General features: G+C 68.5%; 17 protein-coding genes and 2 pseudogenes. 9 read left to right on the forward strand and 10 right to left on the reverse strand.

What is annotated here, in order from left to right:
* Positions 1-477: 477 nt before the first annotated feature.
* Positions 478-1,674, forward strand: coding sequence for a hypothetical protein (locus tag ACIPSE_RS31690; protein ID WP_401669278.1), 1,197 nt, complete (start codon positions 478-480; stop codon positions 1,672-1,674).
* 154 nt (positions 1,675-1,828) lie between these two features.
* Here the strand turns inward: ACIPSE_RS31690 and ACIPSE_RS31695 are convergent, their stop codons facing one another.
* The 3 genes from ACIPSE_RS31695 to ACIPSE_RS31705 form a co-directional block, all read right to left on the reverse strand.
* On the reverse strand, positions 1,829-2,467 hold the full coding sequence (locus tag ACIPSE_RS31695; protein WP_401669280.1) for a hypothetical protein: 639 nt from the start codon (positions 2,465-2,467) through the stop codon (positions 1,829-1,831).
* Positions 2,468-5,322: 2,855 nt separating this feature from the next.
* Entirely contained in the window at positions 5,323-6,174 is an 852-nt protein-coding gene (locus ACIPSE_RS31700; protein ID WP_401669282.1) for a hypothetical protein, read from the reverse strand.
* A gap of 358 nt (positions 6,175-6,532) precedes the next feature.
* Positions 6,533-7,384: an NAD-dependent epimerase/dehydratase family protein gene (locus ACIPSE_RS31705; protein WP_401669285.1), complete on the reverse strand. Its 852-nt coding sequence runs from the start codon at positions 7,382-7,384 to the stop codon at positions 6,533-6,535.
* A gap of 192 nt (positions 7,385-7,576) precedes the next feature.
* Here ACIPSE_RS31705 and ACIPSE_RS31710 point away from each other — a divergent pair, with 192 nt between their 5' ends.
* The 3 genes from ACIPSE_RS31710 (at position 7,577) to ACIPSE_RS31720 (ending at position 10,309) form a co-directional block, all read left to right on the forward strand.
* Positions 7,577-7,894, forward strand: coding sequence for an ArsR/SmtB family transcription factor (locus ACIPSE_RS31710; protein ID WP_401669288.1), 318 nt, complete (start codon positions 7,577-7,579; stop codon positions 7,892-7,894).
* Between the two features lie 852 nt (positions 7,895-8,746).
* Positions 8,747-9,355, forward strand: coding sequence for a peptidoglycan recognition family protein (locus tag ACIPSE_RS31715; RefSeq protein ID WP_401669290.1), 609 nt, complete (start codon positions 8,747-8,749; stop codon positions 9,353-9,355).
* A 381-nt stretch (positions 9,356-9,736) separates the two neighbouring features.
* On the forward strand, positions 9,737-10,309 hold the full coding sequence (locus ACIPSE_RS31720; RefSeq protein WP_401669293.1) for a sigma-70 family RNA polymerase sigma factor: 573 nt from the start codon (positions 9,737-9,739) through the stop codon (positions 10,307-10,309).
* Here ACIPSE_RS31720 and ACIPSE_RS31725 read toward each other — a convergent pair.
* A complete protein-coding gene (locus tag ACIPSE_RS31725; protein ID WP_401669296.1) occupies positions 10,254-11,453 on the reverse strand; it encodes a DUF418 domain-containing protein in 1,200 nt (399 codons plus the stop codon). The genes ACIPSE_RS31720 and ACIPSE_RS31725 overlap by 56 nt on opposite strands.
* A 254-nt stretch (positions 11,454-11,707) precedes the next feature.
* Entirely contained in the window at positions 11,708-13,267 is a 1,560-nt protein-coding gene (locus tag ACIPSE_RS31730; protein ID WP_401669299.1) for a zeta toxin family protein, read from the reverse strand.
* 239 nt (positions 13,268-13,506) lie between these two features.
* Here ACIPSE_RS31730 and ACIPSE_RS31735 point away from each other — a divergent pair.
* Positions 13,507-14,314, forward strand: a pseudogene (locus tag ACIPSE_RS31735) (transposase family protein).
* Between the two features lie 495 nt (positions 14,315-14,809).
* Positions 14,810-16,363 (forward strand): FAD-binding oxidoreductase, encoded by a 1,554-nt coding sequence (locus ACIPSE_RS31740; protein ID WP_401669302.1) that lies wholly within the window; start codon positions 14,810-14,812, stop codon positions 16,361-16,363.
* Between the two features lie 55 nt (positions 16,364-16,418).
* Here the strand turns inward: ACIPSE_RS31740 and ACIPSE_RS31745 are convergent, their stop codons facing one another.
* The 4 genes from ACIPSE_RS31745 to ACIPSE_RS31760 form a co-directional block, all read right to left on the reverse strand.
* The gene (locus ACIPSE_RS31745) at positions 16,419-16,886 is read right to left on the reverse strand and encodes a DUF1348 family protein (RefSeq protein ID WP_401669305.1); all 468 of its coding nucleotides are present in this window, start codon (positions 16,884-16,886) and stop codon (positions 16,419-16,421) included.
* A gap of 39 nt (positions 16,887-16,925) precedes the next feature.
* On the reverse strand, positions 16,926-17,804 hold the full coding sequence (locus ACIPSE_RS31750) for an alpha/beta fold hydrolase (RefSeq protein ID WP_401669307.1): 879 nt from the start codon (positions 17,802-17,804) through the stop codon (positions 16,926-16,928).
* A 76-nt stretch (positions 17,805-17,880) separates the two neighbouring features.
* A complete protein-coding gene (locus ACIPSE_RS31755; protein WP_401669309.1) occupies positions 17,881-18,609 on the reverse strand; it encodes an alpha/beta fold hydrolase in 729 nt (242 codons plus the stop codon).
* A gap of 231 nt (positions 18,610-18,840) precedes the next feature.
* A complete protein-coding gene (locus tag ACIPSE_RS31760; RefSeq protein ID WP_401669311.1) occupies positions 18,841-22,134 on the reverse strand; it encodes an ATP-binding protein in 3,294 nt (1,097 codons plus the stop codon).
* A 144-nt stretch (positions 22,135-22,278) separates the two neighbouring features.
* On the opposite strand from ACIPSE_RS31760, the gene ACIPSE_RS31765 reads away from it, so the two are divergent.
* From ACIPSE_RS31765 to ACIPSE_RS31775, 3 genes are all read left to right on the forward strand, one after another.
* Positions 22,279-22,890 carry a TetR/AcrR family transcriptional regulator gene (locus tag ACIPSE_RS31765; protein WP_401669313.1) on the forward strand — a complete coding sequence of 204 codons (612 nt, stop codon included), beginning with the start codon at positions 22,279-22,281 and terminating at the stop codon, positions 22,888-22,890.
* Between the two features lie 113 nt (positions 22,891-23,003).
* Positions 23,004-23,867: an alpha/beta fold hydrolase gene (locus ACIPSE_RS31770; RefSeq protein WP_401669316.1), complete on the forward strand. Its 864-nt coding sequence runs from the start codon at positions 23,004-23,006 to the stop codon at positions 23,865-23,867.
* Positions 23,868-24,243: 376 nt separating this feature from the next.
* Complete coding sequence (locus tag ACIPSE_RS31775; protein WP_401669318.1) at positions 24,244-24,708, forward strand: MEKHLA domain-containing protein; 465 nt, start codon at positions 24,244-24,246, stop codon at positions 24,706-24,708.
* Positions 24,709-24,882: 174 nt separating this feature from the next.
* Here ACIPSE_RS31775 and ACIPSE_RS31780 read toward each other — a convergent pair.
* A pseudogene (locus ACIPSE_RS31780) lies at positions 24,883-25,073 on the reverse strand (ISAzo13 family transposase); the annotation flags it as partial.
* Positions 25,074-25,338 lie beyond the last annotated feature (265 nt).

The following is a 25,338-nucleotide window of genomic DNA, read 5'->3' on the forward strand; positions in this document are numbered from 1 at the left end:
GGACGTGCAGAAGCCCGGGGTGCTCGCCAAGCTGCGCAGGCTCGGCGTCGGCGAACAGCCGCCCGGCGGCTGGAAGTCGTTCCTCAGCGACACCGGGGCGAAGGCAGGAGGAAAGTCCTGAAGGAACGTGATTCCACCGGTCTGCGGTACGAGGACAACGGGCAGGCGGCGCGGGAGTTCAGCGCCGCCCCTAAGGAGTTCCTGCGGAACAACACGGTGCTCCTGCGTATGGCGGACGGTATGCGCGCGAGGAGTCCCGAGTCGACCGGGGGCATGGACCATGCGGCCTTTCTCCGCTGGATGGACAGGCAGGACCGCCACTGGTTCACCCTGACCCCACAGCCCCCGCATACGACGTCCAGGGGTGGACCGGGGAGACCGGGCGACCCAGGGAGACAAGGCAGACCGGGCGACCCAGAGGGAACAGGCGGGCCGGGCAGGTCAGGCGGACCGGGCGGCCCCGAAGGCTCGGTATACGTGCTGACACCCGCCGTGGAGAAGTACGCCGAGGCGTTCCGTGCCGACCCTGCTCTGGGCGCGCTGCTCCAGGACCACTCCCTGCCCCCGGCCGGTCAGCCCGAGAACTACATCCAGGCGCACTACATCCCTTACCGGCAAGGGAGTTCATCCTTTCCGGAGCAGAACGTGGGCCACACCGTCGTACCTCTGGTGTCGTCGGAGGATTTCCGCGCGGACTTCGTCTTCACCGCGGCGATGAACGGGTGTGCGCTCGCCGTCACCAGGGAGGACGGGCGCGACGACTTCACCGCCTGGCACTACCAGTCTCCTTCCTCGAACCGGGCCGCGGCGGAGGAGTTCCGGTCGGAGGCGCGGCCGGTCGACTGGTTCGGGGACGGCGAGTACCAGAGCCTCGGGCTGACCTCGATCCCGGAGTCGACCAACCTGCTCTGGCGGGGCGAACAGGGCTGGGAGTTCCTCAGCCAGGAGAACCACGCGAACTTCCTGGACTACGACGACGTCCGCACCCATACGACGACGAGCCGCCCGGTCCGGCTCGAACCGGGCGAGGAGTGGCGGTACGTGGCGCGACACTACCTGCGCACGGTGGAGGACCGTTTGGAGACGCTACGGCGCGTGGAACGGGACTACGCCGCCAAGTTGGGCGCGAGCAGATCCGATCTGCTCCTCAAGTCCTCGGTCTCCATGCTGAAGGCGCAGGCAGAGCGCGACGCGACATCCCTGCAAGGGGTGGGCGACGCGCGGCAGCTGACTCAGACAGCCGAGAGAATACGGCACGACCATGAAGGTACCCGGCGCATCATGGCCGCCTTCGACGCCCAGCGGATCGAGGCAGATCGAAGCGCGCCGGCAACGAGCTTCTGGTTCCGGCGGCAAGCGGCGGCCGCGGAGCGGGAGCAAGCTCGGCGCGCGAAGGTAAGACACTTCGTTTCCGAACTGCGCGAGAGCACCTGGATCTCGGCTCTGACCCGCGAGGCACACGCCCTCGCCACCCGCACAGCTGCCCCCGCCCCTCCGCCGGCTCAGCCCACGACAGCGCAGTACTTCGCCGATGCGGCCCGTCTCCGAGCACATGGCACCCCCACCCAGCACACCCCCACTCCACCCCAACCCCAGCCCCAGCCCCAGCCCCAGCCCCGCGCCCCCTGGGCGGACAGCGCCGCCGCAAACAAAACGCACCGAACAAGGTCGTAGGCTGCCGACACGGCCAGCGGGAAGGTCACGCCGGGGAGCTGAAGTGGGATCTGGGAAGCCGGCCCTGAACAACGCGGCGCCGCCCGGCAACCACTCAGGCTGCCGGGCGGCGGCTCGTCCGGTGTCGACCTCATCCGCGAGCACGGGGGCCGGGTTACGAACGGGACTGGTTACCTCCCCCCGAACGAGATGTCGAGGAGGACGGGACATACGCCGAGGAGGACGGGCCATACGAGGACGACGGACCATACGCCGAGGAGGACGGGCCATACGAGGACGACGGACCATACGCCGCGGGCGGCGCCGCACCGTACGGGGCCGACGGACCATACGCCGAGGCCGACGGGCCATACGCCGAGGAAGGCGCCGCACCATACGCCGAGGACGACGATGACGTCCCGGATGTTGACGCCTTTGCCGCATCCAGCGCCTGACGCAGTTGGTCCTTCAGATCGGCGAGATCTCGAACATCCTGACTCGCCTGGCTGGAATTAGCCTGACATCTTTTCATCTCTTCATACCGCTCGTTGACTTGTTCATTCATCTTTACCATCTTCGATGACTTCCGGACCTCAATGCCAGCCTGCTGCCGAGCTTGAATTGCCGAAAGATGGGAATACTCAGGTTTCTTCACTTCCCTGTTCGTCTCGTTGGTAAAGGTCTCCGAAGCGCTTTTCGCCCTGGCATTATAGGCATCCGTTGCCAATCTTGTTGCCTTGTTTGCCGCCTTTTCTCGCTCCTGAGCTTCAGCATAATCCTCGGTGGCTTTTACGAGTTGCACGTGGATCGTCATAGCGCGCATTCCGGTAGGGGAAGGGGTATGCGGAGAATCCGAATCAGATCGCCCCTGACCTGCCGACGCCGTCGGAATCGGAATGCCACCGAGATGAGACGCAGGGATGGCGCCCGAAGGGCTCACATGAGTGTACCTTTGCTGCCAATACATAGGCGCGCCCCCTCCCAAGTTAAGGTCTCGGCCGTAAGCACTCGTTCTCAAATCAGCAGCAGCATGGCCGTAGGTCGATGTGTTCCTGCCGCGAGCTGCGGAAGGCTGACCTTCTACGGCTCGATAATGCACATTGAGAACCGGATCAATTTTCGGGAACAGCCTCTTCATATCCGCAGCAAGGATTCTCTGTCGCTGCTTGCAGCCGTTGCAGGAACCCTTGTCTCCCTGCAAGTCAACCACCAGCTTACGAGGAGGACTCTGCAGTCTGGATACGTAACTGTAAACCCAGTCGAGCGCATGAACCTCAGCATCATTTTTCGATCCAACGGCATCCCGAGTCAGGCCAGGAGGGCTGGAATACCTACTGCCACTACCTGCGGTTAGGGTACTCGGGTACAGCCTCGAAACAACAGGTGGCTGGTTGTCGACCCAAACTACCGCCTGGACGACTGAAACGCTCTTTCCTTCGGAAAGGTATCTTTGAGCTTCCTGATCGACGGAAGTCTGAGATTGATGTCTGACTTGCGAACCCGAGCTAGAAGGCGCTGGAGTGCTCATTTCATCTCCCTGGTAGGCGACCTGGTCATCCGGAACGACGGATGCGACCACCGACGGGTTCAATTCTTTTTCCACTCGCTCTTCTGTCGGACTCACCGAGGACGATGTGACCCGAAGACCGTGAACTCCGGGCTACCGCTGCGCGTAGTAGCAATGCTCGCGAAGCAACTCGCACCCGCTCAGCGTCGAGGAGGACCGCGTCCGTGCACACGCACGGGGTTCCCGCCGTACGCGGCAATCCCGTCCGCGGCCGGTCCGATGCCTCCAGCCATGCCGTATCCGGTGGCTGCGCTGGTCACGCCACCTGCCGCACGTCATGCGCCCTCCACGGCACAGCATCTGCAGGCACACGCGCGGCCCCATCCCCAGGCCCACGCGCTTCTCTACGGGCCCCGCCCTCGTACGTCCTGATGACCGCTTCGGTGCACCGGCCAGCCACGCCGCCGCCGGCCGTCACCCGGCTCCCGCCGAGACACCCGCCCCGTGAACGGCGGCCGGCTCTTGGGCACCCGGCCTCGTTCGTCCCCCTCGAACCCCCACGGGCGGAGCGTAGACACCGGCCTTTCGGGAGCGGCCATGGTCCTGCTCCACATGGCCAAACCGGCTCAGGGCCAGGTCACGTCGGGCATCGACCTCGAACTCGTCAGCCTCGGCGCGATCGCCGCCTTCGATGGCACACGACCATCACACGGTGCACGAAGTTCTCACCAGCTGGAGCAGGGACACCGGGGATGGAACGCCAGAGGACGGGACACCAGGGGACGGAAGCCAAAACCCGTTCCAGGGCGTCTTGTTGAACTGGATCACGCGGCGGACCGTAGACACCCGTGAGAGCGCTCGACAAGCCTGGCCAATTATTCCTTGATTGCGCCGACGTAAGCAGCGGCGCGACCTTCTCAACGGAGGACCGAGTGGCAAACCGTCCCGGAACAAGCAATGACTCGACCGAAGTCGAGAGAACTCCCATGGAGCCCGATCCGGAACTTGAGAGGCTTTTGCTCAGCGGGTTGATTACTTGGCCCACGGACGAGGAGAAGAGAGCGCTTTTTGCGGGCGACGTTCCCCATCGCGCGGAACCCTCGGCCGCGTTGCCGGAAGAGGCACGCCTGGAAGCATCCATCCACGCTGAACCCAACTCCGCACCCGCACCCGCACCCGCACCCGCACCCGCACCCGCACCCGCACCCGCACCCGCCGCGACGTTCACCAAGGGCAGCCGGTTCCGTGAGGAGGGACTGGGGATCGCGCCGTCATCCCCGGCGACTCCCACACCGGCCCCGGCACCAGCACCGATGGCAGCAACAGCACCAGTTGCTCTCCCACCGTCGACTCAAGGCAGCGCGGCCTCCACGGCCGGGCGCCTGCTCGACCTGGGGAAGCGCGGATGGCAGATGGCGAAGAACCTCGCGAGCGGAGCCGTGAAGTTCGCCCGCGATCATCCGCATGTGGCGGGTGCGGCGATCGGAGCGTTCGCCGGTGTCTGGGCCGGTGGCCTCCCCGGGCTCGTGGTCGGCGCGGCGATGGGCGCCGCCGCCGGCGCCGGGGCACGTGCCTATCTGGAGTGGTCCGCGGAGAAGCGACGCGCGGCCCAAGGTCCCGCCCAGGGACCCGTTCAGGGCACCGGGAACGCGACGACCGCCACTCCGAGCGCCTCTCCCACTCCCCTCCAGGCGGCAAACCTGACGCGGACACCCTCAATGGTGACGGACCGGACCCGGTCACAGTCGCATGAGATGGGCAGTCCCCTACGCTCCGAGGCCGCCCAGGTAGCGCTGCCGGCGAGCCCCCAGGTGGCGTCGTCTGCGGCATTGCGCGCGAACGGCACGCAACACGTCGCCACCTCCGCCACCTCCGCCGCGTCGCGGGACTCGGCCACGCTGCCCGCCAGGCCTGCGGCACAGAGCTCGGGGCGCAGCGCAGGCAGGTGAGAGCGGCCTCGTAGCGGGGCGCGGAGAACGCGGGAAGGGACGTGCCCTTTGCCGTCGCTCACGCGCGCGGCCTCCTCCTCGCCAGGGTCTCGCAGTACCTCTGGACCGCGCCCCTGGAACACCATTGCCCTCCACCCGGACGCCTTGGCCTTCAAAGGCCTGAAGTGTGCGTCCTGGGTGGAGGGCCCGGCGGTCAGCAGGGTGAGAAGCGTGCTAATGGGCCGGTCGGGCTCCGTAGTGCTGCTGCGATGCGTGGACGAAGTGCGTGCCGCCGTAAGGACCGCCCATCCTGGGAACCGCCGCGTACGGGGCATGCACCCCTGCGGGCGGATGAGCTCCATGACCATGGCTCGCGGCGGGGTGCCAGGCGGCTGCCGAGGGGTGCGGGCCCGCAAGCGGGGCAGCGGCGCGGGGGGCAGGGTGGGGCGCGCTGTGGGGTGCGGAGTTGCTGAGGGGACGGTAGTCCGGGGGAATGTGATCGTAGTTCACCTGAGCAACAGGCACCTGCCGGTAGCCCGACGGAACAACAGGCACCTGCTGATGACCCGGCGGAGCAGGTGGGGGCGCCTGAGGGGCTGGGGCGGCGAGTCGTGGAATGAGCCTGCTCAGCTTTTCGGGCTGAGCGAACTCCGTGTACCCCAGGGTTGCGTACTGCCTGAACCGCGACTCGTGCAGCCAATCCACTTCAGTAGCTGTCGGGTACGGCGCGACGCGGGGAGCGAAACATTCGTTGCACCCACGGTCCAGACCGATGCGATAGAACAGGGTGTACCGGGCGCAATCGTCCGCTTCCTGCTTGTTCTGCGGCGCCGGAGGATTCGTCGCGTAATATTCGGCCATCATGATCCTCTGGCGATGGATACTGATGACACTTTCCAGCGTCTTCTCCGAGAACTTAATGGCCCTCGGCAGATAGCGGCAAGTGGTCTCGTAGTCGATGAGGGCGGCCTCCGAAACAACCTCGGCTATCCTGTACTCGGGAACATTCTTCCCTCCCTTCTCGACAACGTAGTCATAGAATTTGGCAAGGCTCTCCACAATTCTTGCTTCTTCTTCAGGCTGCATGAAATACCATCTCTCCGAGTCATTATCGATCCGATTCCGCAATAGGTTCTACGGCGGAACGCCTTTCATGGTTCAGCCCCTTGGTGAGGGATTCGGCGTCGGCGTGGCCGAGGCCGTACATGGTCGCGTCGCCGCCGACGTCCTCCCCCCCCGTCGTCATGGCCTACGCGGAGAGGGCTCTCCGGTACACCGCTCCTGGCGGCCTTCTGCGTTCAGGCGGTCACAGCGCCGACTGCGGTGGCGATGGAGGAGCGGGCGTGACCGCCCGGCGGGGCCAGGTGATGTCGCCGTAGAAGAACGCACGAACGTGGGCCAGTCACACCCGGGAACGGCGAACGGTAGGCCGACGCACCCGCGCTCAGGCGGTCGGTGCCGCCCACCGGGCCGCGTGCTCCTCGACGAACTCGGCGAAGGTTCGCGGCGCTCGGCCCGTCAGATCGAGCACCGCGGTACTGACCTCGTCGTGCCGGCCGGTGCGGGCGCCTGCGTCGGCGGCGGCGAGGAGCCCGGCGAACGGTGCGGACACGCCTGCGGCCCGCAGATCGGCCGTCTGCTGCTCCTGGCTGGTGTGGATCACCCGGATCGGACGCCCGGTGCCGACGGTGATGGTCGCCGCCGCCTCCGGATAGCTCAGCGACTGCGGGCCGGTGAGCAGGTAGTCGCGCTGATCGCCGTGCACGGCGTCGGGAACGGACAGCAGGGCGGCGGCGGTTGCCGCGATGTCCCGTGCGTCGATCCAGCCCACCCGGCCGTCGCCGGCGCCGGTGCGGATCTCGCCGTCTCGCTGAATCCGCGCGCCCACCGGGTGCGAGCGCAGGAAGTTCTGCATGAACCCTGACGGGCGCAGCACGACCCAGCCGGGCCGGGCTCGGACCCGGGCTGCCAGTTCCAGTCCGCTGGGGGCCAGGGGGATGGCGGAGCCGAGAAACACCAGCCTGCGCACGCCGCGGCGCCGTGCCTCAGCCAGGAACGGCTCGACCAACGGCAGCGGGTCCGCGCTGTGCGGCGGGGGCATCAGGAAGACCCGGTCGATTCCGTCGAGGGCGGCGGAATGGGTGGCCGGGTCGTCCCAGTCGAACCGGATCGCGTCCGGGTTCTCGGCGTCGGGGTCACGGCTGGCCACCCGCACCGGCACGCCCGCCTCGCGCAGCAGCCTCACCAGCTCTCCGCCGGTCCTCCCGGTGCCCCCGGTCACCAATACGCCGGTCATCGCGTCAGCTCCTCAAAGGTGGGGGGGCACGGTCTCTCCTTCGCACAGGGGTGCCACGAACGTGTCGACGGCGGAGGCGCGCGGCCGCGCCATCGCGCCATCGACAATTGTTTGATGATTGTCGAAGTATCAATGAGTGCGAGGCTAAGTTATAGTTCGACGTACGTCAAAGTGGCTGGAAGGAGGCGACTGATGCCGCGCGCACTGCCGGAACCCTCGGTCGACTCCCTCAATCTCACGCTCATCCTCGGCGCACTGGCCGAACCGGGCAGGCGAGCGCTGATGACCGAGATGTACCGCAGCACGGAACCGGTCGACTGCGCGCTGGTCGTCGAGAGGGCCGGCCTCGGCCTGAGCAACCCGACGATCTCCCACCACTACCGCGTCCTGCGCGAAGCGGGCCTGATCAGGACCGTCGCACAAGGACGCAAGCGGATCGTCACAGTGCGCCGCGACGACATGGAGACACGTTTCCCCGGCCTGCTCAGCGCGGTACTCACCGGGCGGTAGGCAGCCGGGTAGCGCCGCGCTCCGCGACCTGGTCCAGCGCGGCCGAGCGGCGAGAGCCTCCGGTGCCGGGGCCGCCGGGCCGCCGGAACAACGCGTGTCGGGGTGCGTCGAGGAGCCCGTAGCCGACCACTTGACCGAATCCCGGTCATCGTCGTCCGCCCCGTCCGCCCTCCCCGAGAAGGAGTGAACTCACCTTCCGCGCCGCGCCGTAGGTGTCGGTACAAGGCACCTGATCTTGACGGAGCGCATGGTGAACAACACGTATCCCCGACAGCGGCCCCCTTCGCAGCGCGGGTTTCCCGCGTCACCCAGGCGGTTCCTCACGGTTCTCGGGACGGCCGCCGCCGGGCTGCCGCTGCTCGGCGCGTGCGGAGCGGCTTCGGGCGGAACGACGGCTTCGGGACACTGGGGTTCGACGACGGGCGCGATGCCCCGGGTGCGGGTGTCACAGGCCGCCTCACCGGGGCGGGGGGGTGAAGCGGACCTCTTTCCCGTTCACCGCCCTCGGCCTCACCTGGACCGGCTCCCCGCAGGGGGTGCGGCTGCGGCTGTTCGACCGCAGCGGCAAGCCCGGCGGCTGGCAGGACGTCAGCGCGGGATGCCCGTGCGGCAAGGACGCCGAGACCCTGCGCACCATGGCGACGACGCCGCCGCACCGGGCGCTCGTTCAGGCCCGGGGCAGTTACGGCTACCAACTCGACGTCGACTCCGGGGTGAAGGTCATCGAGGCGATCGCCATCGACGCCGGACGCCTCGTGCCGAAGCGGCGCACCGGCCCATCGGGCGCACCGCCGACGTCACCCGCCCCCGTCCGGGACCGCGGCTACGGTCGCCTTCCCGCCGCCCGGTCTGGTGCTCCGCGCGGACTGGGGAGCCGACGAGGCGAAGCGCCTGACCGCGGACGGGCGGGAGTCCTCGCCCACCCGCTTCACCCCGGTGCAGGCCATCACCGTGCATCACACCGCCACCCCCGTGGACGACCCCGACCCCGACCCCGCCGCCACCGTACGCGCGATCTATGAGCAGCACGCCGTCTCCAACGACTGGGGAAACATCGGCTACAACTTCCTGATTGATCGTCAGGACGTGATCTACGAATGCCGGTTCAGCGGGAACGACGGCATTCCCGCGCACAACGCGGACGACGAGGTCGTCACCGCGTTCCACACCTTCGGCTTCAACCCCGGGAACATCGGCATCGCCCTGCTCGGGGACTTCAACAAGGCGAAGCCGTCGCCCCGCATGCGTGACTCCCTGGTACGGCTGACCGCGTCCCTGGCCGCGCGGCACAAGCTGGACCCGCTGGCCGGTGTCACCTACCTCAGCCCCACCAGCGGCAAGTCCACCGACGGCCCCTCCCTCGGCGGCCACCAGGACTGGACGTCCACCGAATGCCCGGGAACCGCAGCCTACTTGGACCTCACGGACATACGCGAGCGAGCGGCCGGGCTCGTCCGCTGACCGCCTGCCGTTCCTACACCTCCCGCCCTGGCCACCCCTGATCCGCCTGGCACCACTTGATCCGCCCGGCCGCGCACAGGGTGTGGCCTGACGCCGGTTCCCTCACCGGGGGCACCGGAACCCGAGGGCATCAAAGCCCCCGGACGCCCGGAACCTCAAGGCATCGAGGCTCCCGGACCCCGGAACCCCACGCCCCCTGCCGCCACCCGCCCTCCCCGGACCGGCACCCCTCGCCTTACCCCACACCACCGCACCCCCTTGCCCCACCCCGCCTCTCCCACTTACCGACCACCGCACAGGCGCGGTCCGACGGTGAACGCAGTGGAGAACGCAGTCGTGCGCCGAGGCGCGGTCGGACCCGGGACATCCCAAGGAGTGATCATGAGTTGGACGTTCATGGGGTCCGACGGATCGGGTCGGCCGCAGGACGAGGAGGGCCGCGCCGACCACCGCACCCAGGTCCTCGCCCTGCACGCCTATGTGAGCCGCCGGTTGCGGGTCGATCCCGGCCGGGCCGAGGACATCGTGCAGGAGACGCTGCTGCGCTGCTGGCGCACCTACGGAAGCATCGGGGACAGCCGGCTGCGGCCCTGGATGTTCCGTGTGGCGCGCAACCTCGTCATCGACAACTACCGCAGTGCGCGAGTCCGCCCTCAGGAGGTCGACGACGAGGCGCTGGCTGAGTACGTAGTGGGCGAAGAGGGCCTGGCGGAAGGTGTACTGACGGTGATGGTGATACGTGAGGCTCTCGCCGGACTGTCCCCCGCCCATCGACGGGCCCTGTTCGAGGTGTACTACCGTGGCCTCACCTTGGAGGAGGCCGCCCGCGTCCTGGGCATCCCGAAGGGGACGCTGAAGTCCCGTGTGCACTACGGCCTTTCGGCCCTGCGCAAGGCGATCACCCACCGGTACGCCGACGGGCCGACCGTCGCGCAGGTGGACGGCCACCGGTGATTCGGCGCAGCAACACCTCTGCGGGGCCATGCCGAACGTGCGCCAACGGGCCCGCGCTGAGAGCTAGTTGCGCCGCCCAGAGGACCGCACAGCCACAAGCCAGCGCGGCGGGGCCGACCGTGCCGTAGCAGGCGAGGCCGTAGCCGGTGAAGACGAAGGCCAGGACAGCCGACTGGAGGAGATAGTGCGACAGGGTCATACGGCTGGCCGGTGCCAGTGCCGCGGCGTGCCTTCCGCGCAGCAGGGACAGCAGTACGGCCGCGTAGGCGGCGCTGAGGACGGGCGCGGTGAGGACGTCCACCGCCTGTCCGAGGTAGAGTAGTACGCGTCGAACGGTCCGTGGCTGCACATCGCCGTCAGAAGACCGCCTGACAGACCGATCAGGAGGCCGACGACGAGCAGGCGCCCTCGCAGGGGGGGAGTCGGCCGTGGAGCGCTCGGGGTCCAGCCATCCTCGGCGGCCCGCGGCGAGACCGGTCAGCATGGCGGCGAGGAGGTGCGGGCCGTAGAGGAGCGCGCCGGTGAACGCATGGCGGTAGGCCGCGATGTTGGCGTGCACGATCGTGCCGAAATCACCCCGGTACCACGCGGTCTGCCGTGCCTGAAGCACCCCGTCGGAGACCTGTCCGACGTCGTCGAGGCCCAGTGCCACCACACCGATGACGGCGAACACAGCGGTGAGCAGGGCGACCAGGGCCCCGGCCGTCCAGAGCAAGGCCCGGGTGTCCAGCCCTCGCAGCAGGTACAGAAGCAGGCCGAGAGCGGCGTAGGTCATGAGGATGTCGCCGGGGTAGAGCAGGACGGCGTGGGCGAGGCCCAGCAGGAACAGGCCCAGCAGACGGCGGGCGTGACGGCGGGCGAACGGCACTCCGTCGCGGGCCGCGCTCGCCTCCTGGAAGACGAAGCTGTAGCCGAACAGGAAAGCGAAGAGCAGATAGAACTTGGTCGTGAACAGGGCCGTCACCATCCAGGCCGCCGTCCGGTCCCACGCTGCGGCGTCCGGGCCCTCCGGCAGGGTCCAGGCTCCCGCGAGCACCGGCGCGTTGACCATGCAGACACCGAGCAGGGCGAAGCCGCGCAGCACGTCGACCTGCGAGAGCCGGGGCACCTTCGCGGGCGGAACTCCTCCGTCGTGCGGGGACATGGGCGACAGTGACGAGGGGAGGACCGCGCGCCTCCGGATGCTTCTCACGGCAGCCACCTACGGCTGCGGTGCCTCACGCGGTTCACCTTCGCCGCGGCGCACTTGGACCAGGGCGAGTCCGTGACCGTCGCGAGCGATCAGGGCGACCAGTGCTTCCGGGGCGCCGCCCGACTCCCCGGAAGCGGGACGACGGCCTGGCCCTCAAGGGCCAGGCCGTCTCGCGCTGGTGTGCTCAGAGCACCGGGAAGGGGTGGTCAGGGACGGGAGGCACGGGCACCCGGGAGCCCCGGATGGAGACCGTTCAAGCGACTGTCCCTGAGGCGGGGTTCTTCCCCCCAGTCGCTCGGATGCCTGGTGTAGGTGGGCATGTGCGACATCATCGACGCCGCAGGGGCGACCGGGATCACGGGCCCGTGGTACCCCGGTGCGAGTCGTACGGGCATGGTCTGTGGGAGTGGCGCGTACTGCGACGGCACATGCTGATACTGCGCGGGGACCGCATACGTGGGGGCGGGGGCCGGATATGTGGGAACAGGCGCCGGATAAGTGGGGACGGAGGCCGGATACCTGGGGACGGGGTTCTCATGTGTGGGAACGAAGGCGGGCACGGGGCGTACGGGCGGTTGCTCCATGGGAACGGGGGCATGCACGGGGCGTACGGGCGGTTGCTCCATGAGGACGGTGGCGTGCGCCAGGAGTACGGGTGGGGCGTACTCCGACGGCACATGCTGTGGGGGAGCCGTCGCATATGCGGGTGCGTGGTGCGCGGGTGCCTGTGATGTCGGCACGGGGCGCGCAGCGGCGGAACTCACGGGTTCCCGATCCGCCGTATCCAGTCTCCGCCCGATCCTCGTGTCCAACTCTCGGATCACTCCGGGGAGTTCCGTGACCTTCCCGTCGTAGCTCTTCGCCGCGTCTCTGATGTAGTCCTGGGCCTCCAGCAGGCCCCTTGTCTCCGTCTCCGTCCATGGCCGACCGCGCTCCTCCACAATGGCCTGCCGGACACCTCCAGCACGAGCAGGCTGACCGCGCTCGCGGCTGTATATCAGTTCACCTCCCCTGCGTGCCACGTACACGTAGTCCACCGCGTCGGATCTGTCCACCGCGTCGGCGAGACTGAGCACTCCGGCGTAGTACTTGTCGTCCAGGCTCGGCCATCTGCCGTGGCCTGTCGTCTCCCGGCCCGCGAGGTAACGGATGACGGCACCTTGGTTGCTGCGCGTGTCGTCCACCGCCATGAAAACCATGGCGACGCGGTACCTCTGCTTCCTCAGATGATCGATGAACTCCATGTTCCACCGGGCACCGTTCGGGTCGCCGGCGTCCATGAACATCGGCAGCACCAGGTGACAGCGTTGGGCGACCGCCTGGTCCAAGGCTCTTTGCCTCCACACGCCTACCGCCGCCTCGCACGCCCCTTGGGCCTTTCCGCCGTCGTTCCCGAACGCATGCGCCTCGTAGTAAGGGTGGTAGGCCAACAGGTTTTCCCCGTCGAGCGTGACGGCGTCACGGCAGTCCAGCCTGGCCTTCACACCAAGCTCCGCGGATGATTTCCCCGACCCTGGCTGGCCAACCATGATGACGGCTATCGGATTCTCCCGGGATCGCCCCGATATGATGCTGGAGATACGGCGCTCATAGATTTTCTCGACCTCTCTGTACGTCAACCCGCCGTAGGTTCGACGCTCGTTTTCCAAGGCCTGTTGCTGCTGCCGTGCGGCATGGGCAGCCGCCGATGAAAGATGAGCGTGCTGTTCGGGTGCTGACTGGGCGTGTTCCGCCGACCTCCCGTACCACTGCTGTTGATTGTCCACGCGAATTCCTGACTCCTACACAGAACGTCGCCGATCAGAGAATCCTGGCACTCTCGATCGGAGCCACCACGTGCAACAACGTACAGACTTGGCTCCTGGTTCATGATGAAATATCCAGGCGTGCTGTGATCCATGGAAAACAGCTCGAAACCATGACTGAACCTCTTTCATCCTGTGCTGGCGGGTGAAATGGGCTGGTCAGCGGGTGGAGTGACGAGGCAGGGCCCCACGTCGTTGGCGTGGTGATTCCACTCAGCACACCGGCGACCAAAGGGGCCCTGTTGGTTCCGTATCCTGCCACGCTCGACGTCCCGCACGAGCTCGTCGAGCATGTCTCGTGGTTGCTGCACGAGCACCGCCGGACCCGCAACACCCGCTGGCGCAAGCTCGGCTGCTTCGACCAGGCACTGCTCACGCTGGTCCACCTACGCAAGAGCGAGACGTTCGCCCAGCTCGGCGCCGGGTTCGGAATATCGCAGGCCACCGCCTGGCGGTACGTCGACGAGGCTCTGGAAGTGTTGGCCGCCTGGGATCCCGGCCTTCATGAAGCCCTCACCGCTCTCGGTGAGGGCGACCATGTCATCGTTAACGGCACTGTGATCCCCATCGACCGCGTCCGCGCGGACGAGCCGTACTACTCGATGAAACACCGGAAGCACGGCATGAACGTGCAGGTGATCGCGCCTCCGGACGGCACCCCCCGTGTGGTTCTCCCGCGCGACACCGGGCCGCACACACGACCTGACCGCGGCCCGGGCCCACGGCATCGTGCAGGCCTGCCTCACCCGGCAGATCCTTGTCCTGGCCGACCGCGCCTACCAGGGCGCCGGCGCTACCTTCCGCACCCCCTACTACCACCACAGCGAACAGCCCGAGCACTACCAGCAGTTCAACCGCGACCACGCACGACTGAGAGCCCCCGGCGAACGCGCCTTCGCCCGACTCAAGTCCTGGCACATCATGCGCCGAGCACGCTGCTCGACCCGCCGCATCAGCCGCACCGTCCAAGCCATCCACGTACTACTGACCTGCGACTATTCAGGATGAAAGAGCTTCACTGAGAAACATGCGCATACGGCGACCCTGAGCCGAGATCGAGTCGGCCGTGCGGCCATAGGTCGTACGCCATGTGGTCGTGGGGCCTTGGGGCCATGTGGAGCTCGGAGGTCCCGTTTCCCGTACCCGGCGTGCCCGCTTCCGAGGGCCGGGCGCTCCTCAAGTACTGCTCAGGAACGGCTGGTTGTGCTCGCCACAGGCCGGTCCAGGTCTCCCGGAGGCCGCGGACACCCTACGATCCCGCGGCAGCGGCGGAGGTCCTTCCCACCTGTCTCGGCGGGCGGGGCAGACGGAGCCAGGGCGGGGACGGGCAGCGACGGGCGGGGACAGGCGGAGCCGGGCAGCGACGGGTAGGACCGGCACGCACATGTCTCATCCGTTGTGGTCGCCGTGTTCCCCACCGGTCCCGTGACCGCCTCCACGAGGCCTGTTGAACTCGCGATGCGCAGGCTTCGTCTCTCTCTACAGAACCGACCGGAGACATACATGCAACGGCGTACGTTCATAGGCAGTGCCGCCGCCGTACTCACCGCGGCGGTCGCCACCGCGTGCAAGGGCAGGACAACCGGCACCGGTAGCAGCGGCGGGGCCGCCGCCTCCCCCGGCCGCGCGGCAGGCGCCGGCCCTGCGACCGCCGCGAGTTGGAAGGCGCTGTCCACGGATCTCGACGGCACACTCGTCCGCCCCGGCGACCAGGCATGGGAAGCAGCCCGGCAGCTCTACAACACCCGCTTCGACTCGCTGAAGCCCGCCGCGGTCGCCTACGTCGCCCACCCGGCCGACATCTCCACGGCCCTGGCGTACGCCCGCGCCCACGACGTCAGGGTCTCGATACGCAACGGCGGCCATTCCTACGCCGGTTGGTCCTCCGGCGACGACCGTCTGATCATCGACGTGTCGAAGCTGAACCGGATTCGTGCGAGCGCCAACGAGGCGGTCGTGGGAGCCGGTTCCAAGCTGATCGATGTCTACCGTGCTCTCGCCGCCAAGGGTGTCACCGTTCCCGCCGGCTCCTGCCCCACCGTGGGGGTCTCGGGTCTGACTCTGGGCGGCGGTCACGGCGTGGTCTCCCGGGCGTACGGCCTGACCTGCGACAGCCTCACACAGGCGACGCTGGTCACCGCCGACGGCAAGCTCCTCACCGCGAGTTCCACCGAGAACCAGGATCTCTTCTGGGCCTTGCGCGGTGGCGGCAACGGCAACTTCGGCGTCGTCACCGAGCTCCGCTACCGGACCCACCCGGCCCCGCAGGCCGTCTCGGCGTACCTGAGCTGGCCCTGGTCACAGGCGGCGCAGGTCGTCAGCGCCTGGCAGGAATGGGGCCCGACGCAACCGGACGAGATCTGGTCCTCCTGCCACCTCGCGAACACGTCGGGCGGCGCACCGACGATCTCCGTCGCGGCGTTCTCCCTGGGCACGTACGGCGAACTCCAGAACGCCGTGGACCGTCTGGCCGACACCATCGGCGCTCCCGCGACCAGCGTCTCGCTGAAGCAGAGGTCGTACGAGGAGTCGATGGAGGTGTACGCGGGCTGCTCCTCCTTCTCGACCGACGCCCAGTGTCATCTGCCCGGCTCTCTCCCGGGTCGGTCCGCGCAGGGTGAGCTGGACCGTGAGACGTACGCGGCCCGCTCCGACTTCTTCGACCGTTCGCTGTCGTCGGATGGCGTCCAGACCCTGCTGGACCAGTTCTCGACGGTTCGGGGCGGCGCGGGGAGCATCGCCCTGACGGCGCTCGGCGGCGCGGTCAACCGCGTCGACCCCACCGCCACGGCCTTCGTGCACCGGCGCTCACGCATGCTCGCCCAGTACCTCGTGTCGTGGCAGGCAGGCACCTCGGGGACGAGCGCCCAGAGCTGGCTGGCCTCGGCGCACGAGGCCATGGCACCCCACGCCTCCGGCGCCGCGTACCAGAACTACACCGACTCCACGCTCACCGACTGGCGCAAGGCGTACTACGGCGACGCGGCCTCCCGTCTGACCGGCCTGAAGCGGCAGTACGACCCTGAGCGCGTCTTCACCTTCCCGCAGGCGCTGTAGGCGGGAAGCCGGAGCCTGGCGTTCTCGCGCCGTGGCTTCGGCTTCCCGCCCCGTGTCACAGGCCCAGAGCCGAGAGTCCTGGATGGTCCGCAGGACGAGGGCCCAGCGGCCAGAAGAACTTGCGTTCCGACTCACTGATACGCAGGTCGTTGATGCTGGCGATGCGCCTGCGCATCAGTCCCTCGTCGTCGAACTCCCAGTTCTCGTTCCCGTACGACCGGTACCAGTCGCCCGAGACGTCCTGGCACTCGTAGGCGAACCGGACCGCGATCCGCCTCCCGTCGTACGCCCAGAGTTCCTTGATCAGGCGGTACTCACGTTCTCGGCTCCACTTCCGGGTCAGGAACGCCACGATCTCTTCGCGGCCCTTGATGAATTCGGACCGGTTACGCCACTCGCTGTCCGGGGAGTAGGCCAGGGAGACCTTCTGCGGGTCGCGCGAGTTCCATCCGTTCTCCGCCAGGAGCACCTTCTGCTCTGCTGACTCCTGAGTAAACGGCGGGGCGATGACACTGTTGGACATGTCGGTCTCCAGATGGCTGAGGGACACAGGGTTCCGTGGTCAGGCAAACACGCGCGCCAGGAAACCACGGATCAGACGAGCGATCTCGGGACCGTGGGATTCGAGGGCGAAGTGACCGGCGTCGAGAAGGTGGATCTCGACGTCGGGCAGGTCGCGTTCATAGGCGCGCGCTCCGTCGGCTCCGAAGATCTCGTCGTTCTTTCCCCAGGTGATCAGCGTGGGGGGCTGGTGCTTGCGGAAGTATTCCTGGAAGTCCGGGTATTCGGGCAGGTTGAACTGGTAGTCCCAGAAGAGCTGGAGCTGTATCTCCTTGTTGCCGGTCCGCTCCATGAGGGTCTGGTCGAGGGTCCAGGTCTCCGGGGAGACCCGGTCCAGGCGGTCGGCGGGCACTCCATGGGTGTACTGCCAGTGGGTCTTGCGGGCTGTCAGGTACTCGCGCACGCCTGCCTCGTTGGCCGGCCGGTTCTCGGCATGGGCGAAGAGGATGTCCCAGAACGGTGTGAAGCCCTCCATGTACGCGTTGCCGGACTGGACCAGCAACGCCGTGACCCGTTCGGGGTCGCGGCTGGCGATCCGCAGGCCGATCGGAGCGCCGTAGTCGTGGATGTAGAGGGCGAATCGGTCCAGGCCCAGCTGGTCGAGGAGGCCCAGCGTCACGGCGGTGAGATTGTCGAACGAGTACTCGAACTCGTCGACGGGCGGCGCATCGGAGAATCCGTACCCGATGTGGTCGGGGGCGACGACGTGGTAGCGGTCGGCGAGTTCGGGGATCAGGTTCCGGAACATGTGGGAGGAGGACGGGAAGCCGTGCAGGAGGACGACCGCCGGAGCCGTCGGGTCGCCCGCCTCCCGGTAGAAGACCTTGCGGCCGTCCACCATGGCGGTGCGGTGGTGCACGACGGGCTTGCTGTCGTTCATGACATTCTCCAAGACATGGTCATAGGTGGTCGCATGGGGCCGGAGCGGCCCCGATTCCCTGAGAGCGTGGTTCCGGTCAGGCGGTCACGGACGCGAGCGCTTCGCGGATCACCTTGACGACATCGGCCGGGCTGGCGTGCATCACCAGATGCGAGGAGTCGACCTCCACGACCTGGGCCCCGGCCCGCGCGTAACCGAATCGCTGTACCTCGGGGTGGATGGCCTTGTCGGCGGTGGCGACGATCCCCCACGCGGGCCGTTCCCGCCACGCGGCCGCGCCGGCGGGCTCGCCGAAGGCGTTCGCCGCCAGCGGCCGTTGGGATACGGCGAGAACACGTGTGAGGGAACTGTCCACGTCGGCGGCGAAGAGCTCGGGGAAGCGTGCGACATCCACCGAGATGTCGATGCCCGGCGCGTCGGAGCCCTCCACCGGGAAGGGCCTCTGGACCAGGGCCTCGCCCAGCGGCGGTGCGGGGAAGCGGCTCTGGAGTTCTCCGAGGCTCTCGCCCTCGTCAAGGACGTAGGCGGCCAGGTAGACCAGCCCCGCCACGTTCTCCTCGCGCCCGACGACCGTGACGACCGCGCCACCGTAGGAGTGCCCGACCAGGAGGACGGGGCCCTCGATGCCTCGTACCACGGAGGCGACGTACGCCGCGTCGGAGGCGAGGCCCCGGTTGGGCACGGCGGGGACGACAACCCGGGTGCCGCCGGCGAGCAGTTCGGTGACGACACGGGCGTAACTGGAGCCGTCGGCGAAGGCTCCGTGCACGAGGACGACCGTGGGTGTACGGGGTGTGCTGGACATGCGCTCTCCTTGGGTGAACCGCTGTGAGCGGTGGTGGGAAGCGCGCTGCGGGGCGCCTCCACCAGGCCCGGGGCTGCCTCTTACGGGAAGCCCTCTGCCATCGCCTTCGACGCTAGAGAGGCACGGTGGACGATCGGTGACCGGATTGTGGACCGCCTCCACCGGACGGAATCGCCCCGTTGGCGGCAGCAGTTGAACGACAAGCGGGCCGCCGCCCCGGTGGCGGGTGTCCTACTTCTCCGTCCGGGTGAGGAACTGGTCGGCACGTCGTACGAAAAGGTGTGCCCCCTGCTGGAGCGCCACGGACCGGGCGCGGTCCGCCAGTCGTACGGCGCCGGGCAGGTCGCCGACGGCGCGCAGCAGTTGTGCGCGGACGAGGATCAGCAGTGCCTCCCCGGAACGCTGGCCGTAGCGTTCGAGGTATTCGTCGGCGCTGTCGAGCGCTGCCGTGGCCTGGGCGGCCGCGCCGTCGGCGAGGCGCATTTCGGCGAGCAGCGCGTACCAGGTGGAGACACAGGTGCGCGCGGGGCTGGCCAGGTGTGTGCGGATGAGGCGTTCGGCCTCGTCCGCGGCGGCACCGGCGTCCTGCCCGGTGACCGCGAGCGCCCAACATCGGGCCAGGCGCAGGTAGGCGCCGAGTGAGACGAAGGAGAAGTGGGGGTCGGCGGCGATGCCGCGCTCGGCCGCCCGCAGCGTCCAGTCGGGGTCGCCGACCACTGCGGCGGTGCGGGCTTCGAACGAGGTGGCGACGGTGACGGCGTAGGGATCGGTGCCCGCCGCCTTCGCCAGGGTGCCGAGCTCGGCGCGCGCTTCGGCCGTCCTCCCGTGGTATCCGGTGATCTCCGCGAACATGCCGGCGGTCATCAGCCGTACGCCGTCACGGACGGGATCGTGCCGGTCGTCGTGGTCGGGGGCGGTGTCCGGTCTGAGCAGGCTCAACCGGCGAAAGGATTCACCGGTGTTGCCCAGGCACCATTGGTGGATGGCCGCCGCGGTCCTACCGTAGCCGCGCACGACGGAGTCCGGGGAGGAGTCGCCCAGGGTGGTGAGGCGCTCCGCGAGAGGACTGCTGCGTTCCAGATCCAGGGCCTGGCCGTGCGCGGTCCAGCGGGAGAAGAGGAAACCGGCGGCCTCGCGGTCCCGTCCCAGGCGCTGGGCTATCTGTTCCGCCCGCTCCAGCAGGCTCACGGAGGCCGTACCGTACATCGAACGCATGCCGACGACGGAGATCAGCTGGGAGAGCGCCTGGAGTTCGAGGTCGGGGAGCACGGCCCGGCGGGCCAGTTCGACGGCCGACCCCAGATGGCGCTCGGCCGCCGCCAGGGCGGTCTTGGCCTTGGCCCGGCTGCCGGCGCGGACCAGGGCGGCCACCGTGCGGGCCGGGTCCGCCACCGGGCCGGCGGTCCACAGGTGGTGCGCCAGCCGCTCGGCGCCGGACTCGTCGCTCAGGTTCACGGCCTCGATCGCGTCCGCGATGGCGCCGTGCAGTACCGCGGCCCGGCCGGGTGGAACGCCCTCGGACACCGCTTGGCGGACCAGGTCGTGGGTGAAGCGGTAGGAGAAGGGGTCGTCGGGGGTCGGACCGACCAGCCCGAGTGCGCGGACCGGCTCCAGGCGTTCCAGACAGGTGCCCACGTCCAGCGAGGCCGCCCGAGCCAGCAGGACCAGTTCGACACTCTTTCCGACCAGAGCGGCGGTCTCCAGCAGCCGTAGCGCATCGCCGTCGAGGGCGGCGAGGCGGTCTCGGACGACGTCGCGAACCGTCACCGGTACGGTGCCGCGCAGCACCGTCTCCGTGGTGACCTCGCCTCCGGCTGCCCACAGACGCCCCAGTTCCTGTACGAAGAAGGCGTTGCCCGCCGTGCGGGTGTGCACCGACCTCGCCACGTCGGGGGCGAGGCGGACCCCGGTCTCCAAGTGGATCAGTTCGGCCACCTCGGTGGGGCTCAGAGGGCCGATCAGCAGACGCCGGTGGCCGGTGACCCGACTGGCGGTGGCCAGCGTCCGGACCAGCTCCAGGCGGGGTGAGGGGCCCCGGTTGCGCAGCGCTCCCACCACGGCGGTTCCCGCGGGCAGGCGGGAGACCACATGGTCCAAGAGCTGGAGCGAACTGGTGTCCGCCCACTGCAGATCGTCGAGCATCAGGACGACGGGTCGTTCGTCGGCGGCTTCGGCGATCAGGTCCACCACCTGTTCGAGGAGGCGGAACCTGGCGTTGCCGTCCGGGATCACCGGGACCGCCGGCGGCTGCGCCCGTGATCCGACGAGGTGGCCGAGGTCACGGGCCGTCCACTGCTCACGCCGCGCCTGCGGAATGGCGTCGAACAGGCCGGAGACTGTCTCGACCCACGGCCACATCACCGGTTGCCCCTCGTCCTCCAGGCAGTGCCCCCACACCACCAGGGCGCCGCGCTCGCGGGCGTGATCGGCGGTCTCCTCCATGAGCCGACTCTTGCCCGCGCCGGGCTCCCCCTCCAGGAGGATCACGGCGGTCGCGCCGCTGAGAGCCGGTTCGAGGGCGTGGCGCAGGATCGCGAGTTCGTCCGACCGGCCGACCAGCCCTTCGACGGGACCCGCCGGAGGGAGCGGGCCAAGGAGCGGCGGTCCAGGTGCTTCCGGTGCGGGGAGCGGCGGCGCTTGCGGGGTCCGCCCGGTCGCCCGGGGCACGACGACGGCCGTTTCCTTGAACGACGGTCGGGATGGCGCGGAGGTCTGGGTGAGGACGCGCTGGTGGGCGGTCCGGAGAGCCTGGCCGGGGTCTATCCCGAGGTCGTCGGCCAGACGCGCTCGGACCGAATCGAAGACGGACAGGGCCTGGGCCTGATGGCCCGTGGCGCCGAGCAGGGTGATGAGGGCGGCCTGCACCGGTTCGTGCAGGGGTGCCATCGTCGCGGCCAGGTGCAGGGCCGGCAGGACCTGGGCGGGCAGCCCGAGAGCCAGTGCGATGTCGGCGGCCTCCATGCATGCCTGGAAGTACTCGTCGTTGAGGCCGGAGAAGATGGGCGCGGCGGCGGGGCCGTGGGCCCAGCCGTTGCCTGCGGGGCCGCTCCACAGGCGGAGCGCGTCGAGGTAGTGGTCCAGTGCCGCGGCGTCGCGCTCGCTGGCCCGTGCCTCCCTGGCGGCGCCTGACCGCTCCCGGAAGCTGGCGAGATCCAGCAGGTCCCCTCCGACGGCGCACAGATATCCGTTGCCCCGCCGCAGGACGTAGGTGCCCGCTTCGCGCGGAAGCAGGTGGGGTTCCAGCAGACGCCGGATGGAACCGACGTACTTGTGGATCACGTTGAGGGCGCTGGCGGGTGCCTCCTCGCCCCAGATCAGGTCGATCAGTTCGTCGATGCCGGTCGGCCGGCCGCCGCGGGCGAGGAGCAGTGCCAGAAGGTACGCCTGCTGGCGCGGCCCCGCGTCGACTTCCCTCTCGCCCCGCCACACCCGCAGGGGGCCCAGTACTTGAAGGCGGAGCGGGCTCTCGGGCGGCGGTTCGGCCACCGGGTCGGTGTTCTCGGGTGCGACCAGCGATGCAGTCATGTCCAACCCCTTCGGTGACCCGGCCCCGGAGCCCGCCACCCACAACGCGCGAGGTCAGAGTTACGCTAGTGCGACAGCATCAGTACTCTATCTACTGGAGTGCCACTCTAGCCAGTCTCGCATTTCCGACAGGGGAGCAGAACGTTGTCCAGCCAGGCACCGAGCCGCCGGGACGAGTACGCCCGGATGACGCGCAGAGAAGTCGTCAAGGCCGCGCGGAAGCTGTACGCCGACCCCGGGTACGCGCAGACCACGGTCGACAGGATCGCCCGCGAGGCACGAGTCTCCCCCGCGACCATCTACGCCCAGTGCGGAGGCAAGGAAGGCCTGCTCCGGACGCTGATGGACCTGTGGACGACGAGCCCGACGGTCGGGCGGGTCATCAACGACTCGATGGCCGCGCCCACCGGCCGGGCCAAGCTGGAGCTCCTCACCGAGGGCCATATCGAACTGGCCGCGGAAGCCGGGGACATCATGCGTATCGTCGAGCGCGCCGCGCCCAGTTCCCCGGCCGCCCAGGAGTTCCTCGACGTCGCCAACCAGCGCCACATCGAGGCGCTGGAGACGATCATGGGAGGCATCGCCGACGACGGCGACCTCGCCGCGGAGGTGTCGGTCGAGGATGCCGCGCGCATCGTCTTCTTCTACTTCCGCAACCCCCAACTCGTCCTCGCCGTGGAGACGTTCGGGTGGGGATCCGAGCGCGCGCGGCAGTGGCTCTTCGGCCAGGTGGCACACGCCGTCCTCAAACGATGACACCAGCCGCGACGCCGGCCCGGCGGGTTCACTATTCGTCCACTGCGAGTCAATACCGTGCAGTGATTCCAATCGAGGCATCGCGCATACCGGGCTAAGGCGGCACACAAGACATGGTTACAGTCCATCACCGGTACGCCATGGTCGATGGCCACCAGATCTTCTACCGGGAGGCCGGCACGAGGGACCGGCCCACCCTGGTGCTCCTGCACGGCTTTCCCGCCAGTTCGCTCATGTTCCGGCATCTGCTGCCGCGGCTGGCGAACCGCTGGCACCTCGTGGCGCCGGACCACCTCGGTTTCGGGCTCTCCGACGCACCGCCCGTCGACGACTTCCCGTACTCCTTCGACTCGCTCACCGACCTCACCGGGGCGCTTCTCGCCCAGCTCGGCGTCGAGCGGTACGGCCTTTTCGTCCACGATCACGGAGCGGCCATCGGGTGGCGGCTCCTGCTGCGGACACCGGACGCGGTCACGGCGATCATCACCCAGAACGGCAACGCGTACGACGAAGGGCTCCAGCCCGAGTTCTTCACCACCCTGCGCGACTACTGGGGCGAGCAGACCCCCCGTACCGAGGCCGACGTCCGGCAGGCGCTCACCCTTGAGCTGACCCGCTGGCGGTATCTCGCGGGGGTGGCGGACGAGACCCTGGTGGACCCCGCCCTGTGGACCCACGACCACGATCTGCTCTCCCGGCCCGACAACGACCGCGTGCAGCTCGCCCTGTTCCTGGACTACGCCACCAACCTCAGCCTCTACCCCGAAGTGCAACGATGCTTCCGGCAGCGGCAGTTCCCCATGCTCGCCATCTGGGGGAAGAACGACCCGATCTTCGGCCCCGCCGGAGCCCTCGCCTTCACCACCGATCTGCCCGACGCCGAGGTGTACTTGATGACCGGCGGCCATTTCCTGCTGGAGAGCGCGCTGGACGACGTCCTGCCACTCGTCCGGGCGTTCCTGGACAAACACCTCTGACCGCGACCGGGTCCCCGGCGGGCACGTGTGCGCCACGCCCGCCCATGTCCCCGGCTCCGAAGCCGACTTCAGCCCCGCACGCTGTACCCTGTACGGCATACCCCGCACCCCGCACCCCGCCAGCCGCACTCCGCTCTCCCGGGGTGCGATGTCGATTGACCTCACTGGCCTCCGCCGCCGTAGTTCGAGTCGTGAGGGTGCTCCGCCCATCGGCGTGACCACCTGAGGGCGACTGCGAAAGGGACGGGCATGCCACCGCAACAGGCTCTCGCGATAACCCTGTTCCTCGCTCCCGACGACCACAGTCGATCCCGGCGAAGCCACAGCGTCCCGCCCTTCGGGGCGGGCATGAGACCCCATTGCTGCGAGGACTGTCTTGATCTCCGTACCGACACCGCTCGATCCGGCCTTCTTCTCTCTGCTGAGCGGTAGTTACGAACGGCTGCTGGGCCGACCCCTGGTGCCCGAGACGTCGCACGGGACCCACCCGGCCGACTGGCTCTACCACGACGCCCCGTTCGCCGTACTCGTTCAGGATGGCGGCGACGATCCGGCGTTCGTGTACGCCAACATCACGGCGCAACGCTGCTTCTCCTACTCGTGGCACGAGTTCTCGGGCCTGCGATCCAGCCTGTCCGCGCCGATCGTGGCACGGGCGGAACGCGATCACGCCCTGTCGGACGTCCTGCGCGACAGTGTCGTCGAGGGCTATCGCGGATTGCGGATCTCCGGAACCGGGCGGCGATTCTGGATAGAGGACGTCACCATCTGGAACCTCGCGGAACTCGACGGCGTGGTGCACGGTCAGGCCGCGCTCATCCCTTCCTGGTCGGACGTCTAGACACCGCTTCCCTGGATCATGGTCGGAGCCAGATGACACGGGCTGCGGGAGTTACGGTGCCGGGGTGTGCGCGGGCCCCCGCTCCTCGTAGCTTCCTGTAGCGCCCGCTGCCGAATCCGGTGGGCCGGACTCCGTGGAACTCGCGATGCTTTCCCCCTTCACGCAACAGGTTCCGACCATGTCCGCGCTCACCCGGTGTCCCTGACGGGTGAGGGCTGCCGCGAGGTTCCTGGTCGGCTTCACCCTCCTGCGCAGCGGCGACGCCGGGTCGCCCCGCCGTCAGGCCCCACCGGTGCCGGCAGCGTGGGCCCGAGAACCGGATCAACGCCGACGGGCTCCTCGCCAGTCTTCGACCCGTCCACGCCCTAGCGGACCGTCGCAACCGGCGGGCCGTTCTCGTCGTCAGGCGCCGGACTCGTCCACGGTTCACTCCCGAATCCGATGGCCCGGCATTGAACCGCTGTCAGCGTCACGGCCGTTGCCAAGCACGGACTGGTCCGCGCTGCGACAGCCGGGGGAACTAGGTGATCGGTGCACGGGAACGCGGGTGACTCCGCAGGGGCGTCCGGCTCGAAGGGCGTGAGGAAGCCCTGTCTGAGGCCAGCCGCGTCGCTCGAACCAACGCCTCGC

The sequence above is a fragment of the Streptomyces sp. NPDC090106 genome (assembly GCF_044747265.1).
In the GTDB taxonomy this organism is placed as follows: Bacteria; Actinomycetota; Actinomycetes; order Streptomycetales; family Streptomycetaceae; genus Streptomyces.

Coding starts and splice junctions, on each gene's coding strand:
- ACIPSE_RS31755 (WP_401669309.1), bottom strand. CDS start 18,609: ATGTCCAGCACACCCCGTACACCCACGGTCGTCCTCGTGCACGGAGCC.
- ACIPSE_RS31700 (WP_401669282.1), bottom strand. CDS start 6,174: ATGCAGCCTGAAGAAGAAGCAAGAATTGTGGAGAGCCTTGCCAAATTC.
- ACIPSE_RS31745 (WP_401669305.1), bottom strand. CDS start 16,886: ATGTCCAACAGTGTCATCGCCCCGCCGTTTACTCAGGAGTCAGCAGAG.
- ACIPSE_RS31710 (WP_401669288.1), top strand. CDS start 7,577: ATGCCGCGCGCACTGCCGGAACCCTCGGTCGACTCCCTCAATCTCACG.
- ACIPSE_RS31740 (WP_401669302.1), top strand. CDS start 14,810: ATGCAACGGCGTACGTTCATAGGCAGTGCCGCCGCCGTACTCACCGCG.
- ACIPSE_RS31760 (WP_401669311.1), bottom strand. CDS start 22,134: ATGACTGCATCGCTGGTCGCACCCGAGAACACCGACCCGGTGGCCGAA.
- ACIPSE_RS31705 (WP_401669285.1), bottom strand. CDS start 7,384: ATGACCGGCGTATTGGTGACCGGGGGCACCGGGAGGACCGGCGGAGAG.
- ACIPSE_RS31750 (WP_401669307.1), bottom strand. CDS start 17,804: ATGAACGACAGCAAGCCCGTCGTGCACCACCGCACCGCCATGGTGGAC.
- ACIPSE_RS31720 (WP_401669293.1), top strand. CDS start 9,737: ATGAGTTGGACGTTCATGGGGTCCGACGGATCGGGTCGGCCGCAGGAC.
- ACIPSE_RS31725 (WP_401669296.1), bottom strand. CDS start 11,453: ATGTCCCCGCACGACGGAGGAGTTCCGCCCGCGAAGGTGCCCCGGCTC.
- ACIPSE_RS31770 (WP_401669316.1), top strand. CDS start 23,004: ATGGTTACAGTCCATCACCGGTACGCCATGGTCGATGGCCACCAGATC.
- ACIPSE_RS31695 (WP_401669280.1), bottom strand. CDS start 2,467: ATGACGATCCACGTGCAACTCGTAAAAGCCACCGAGGATTATGCTGAA.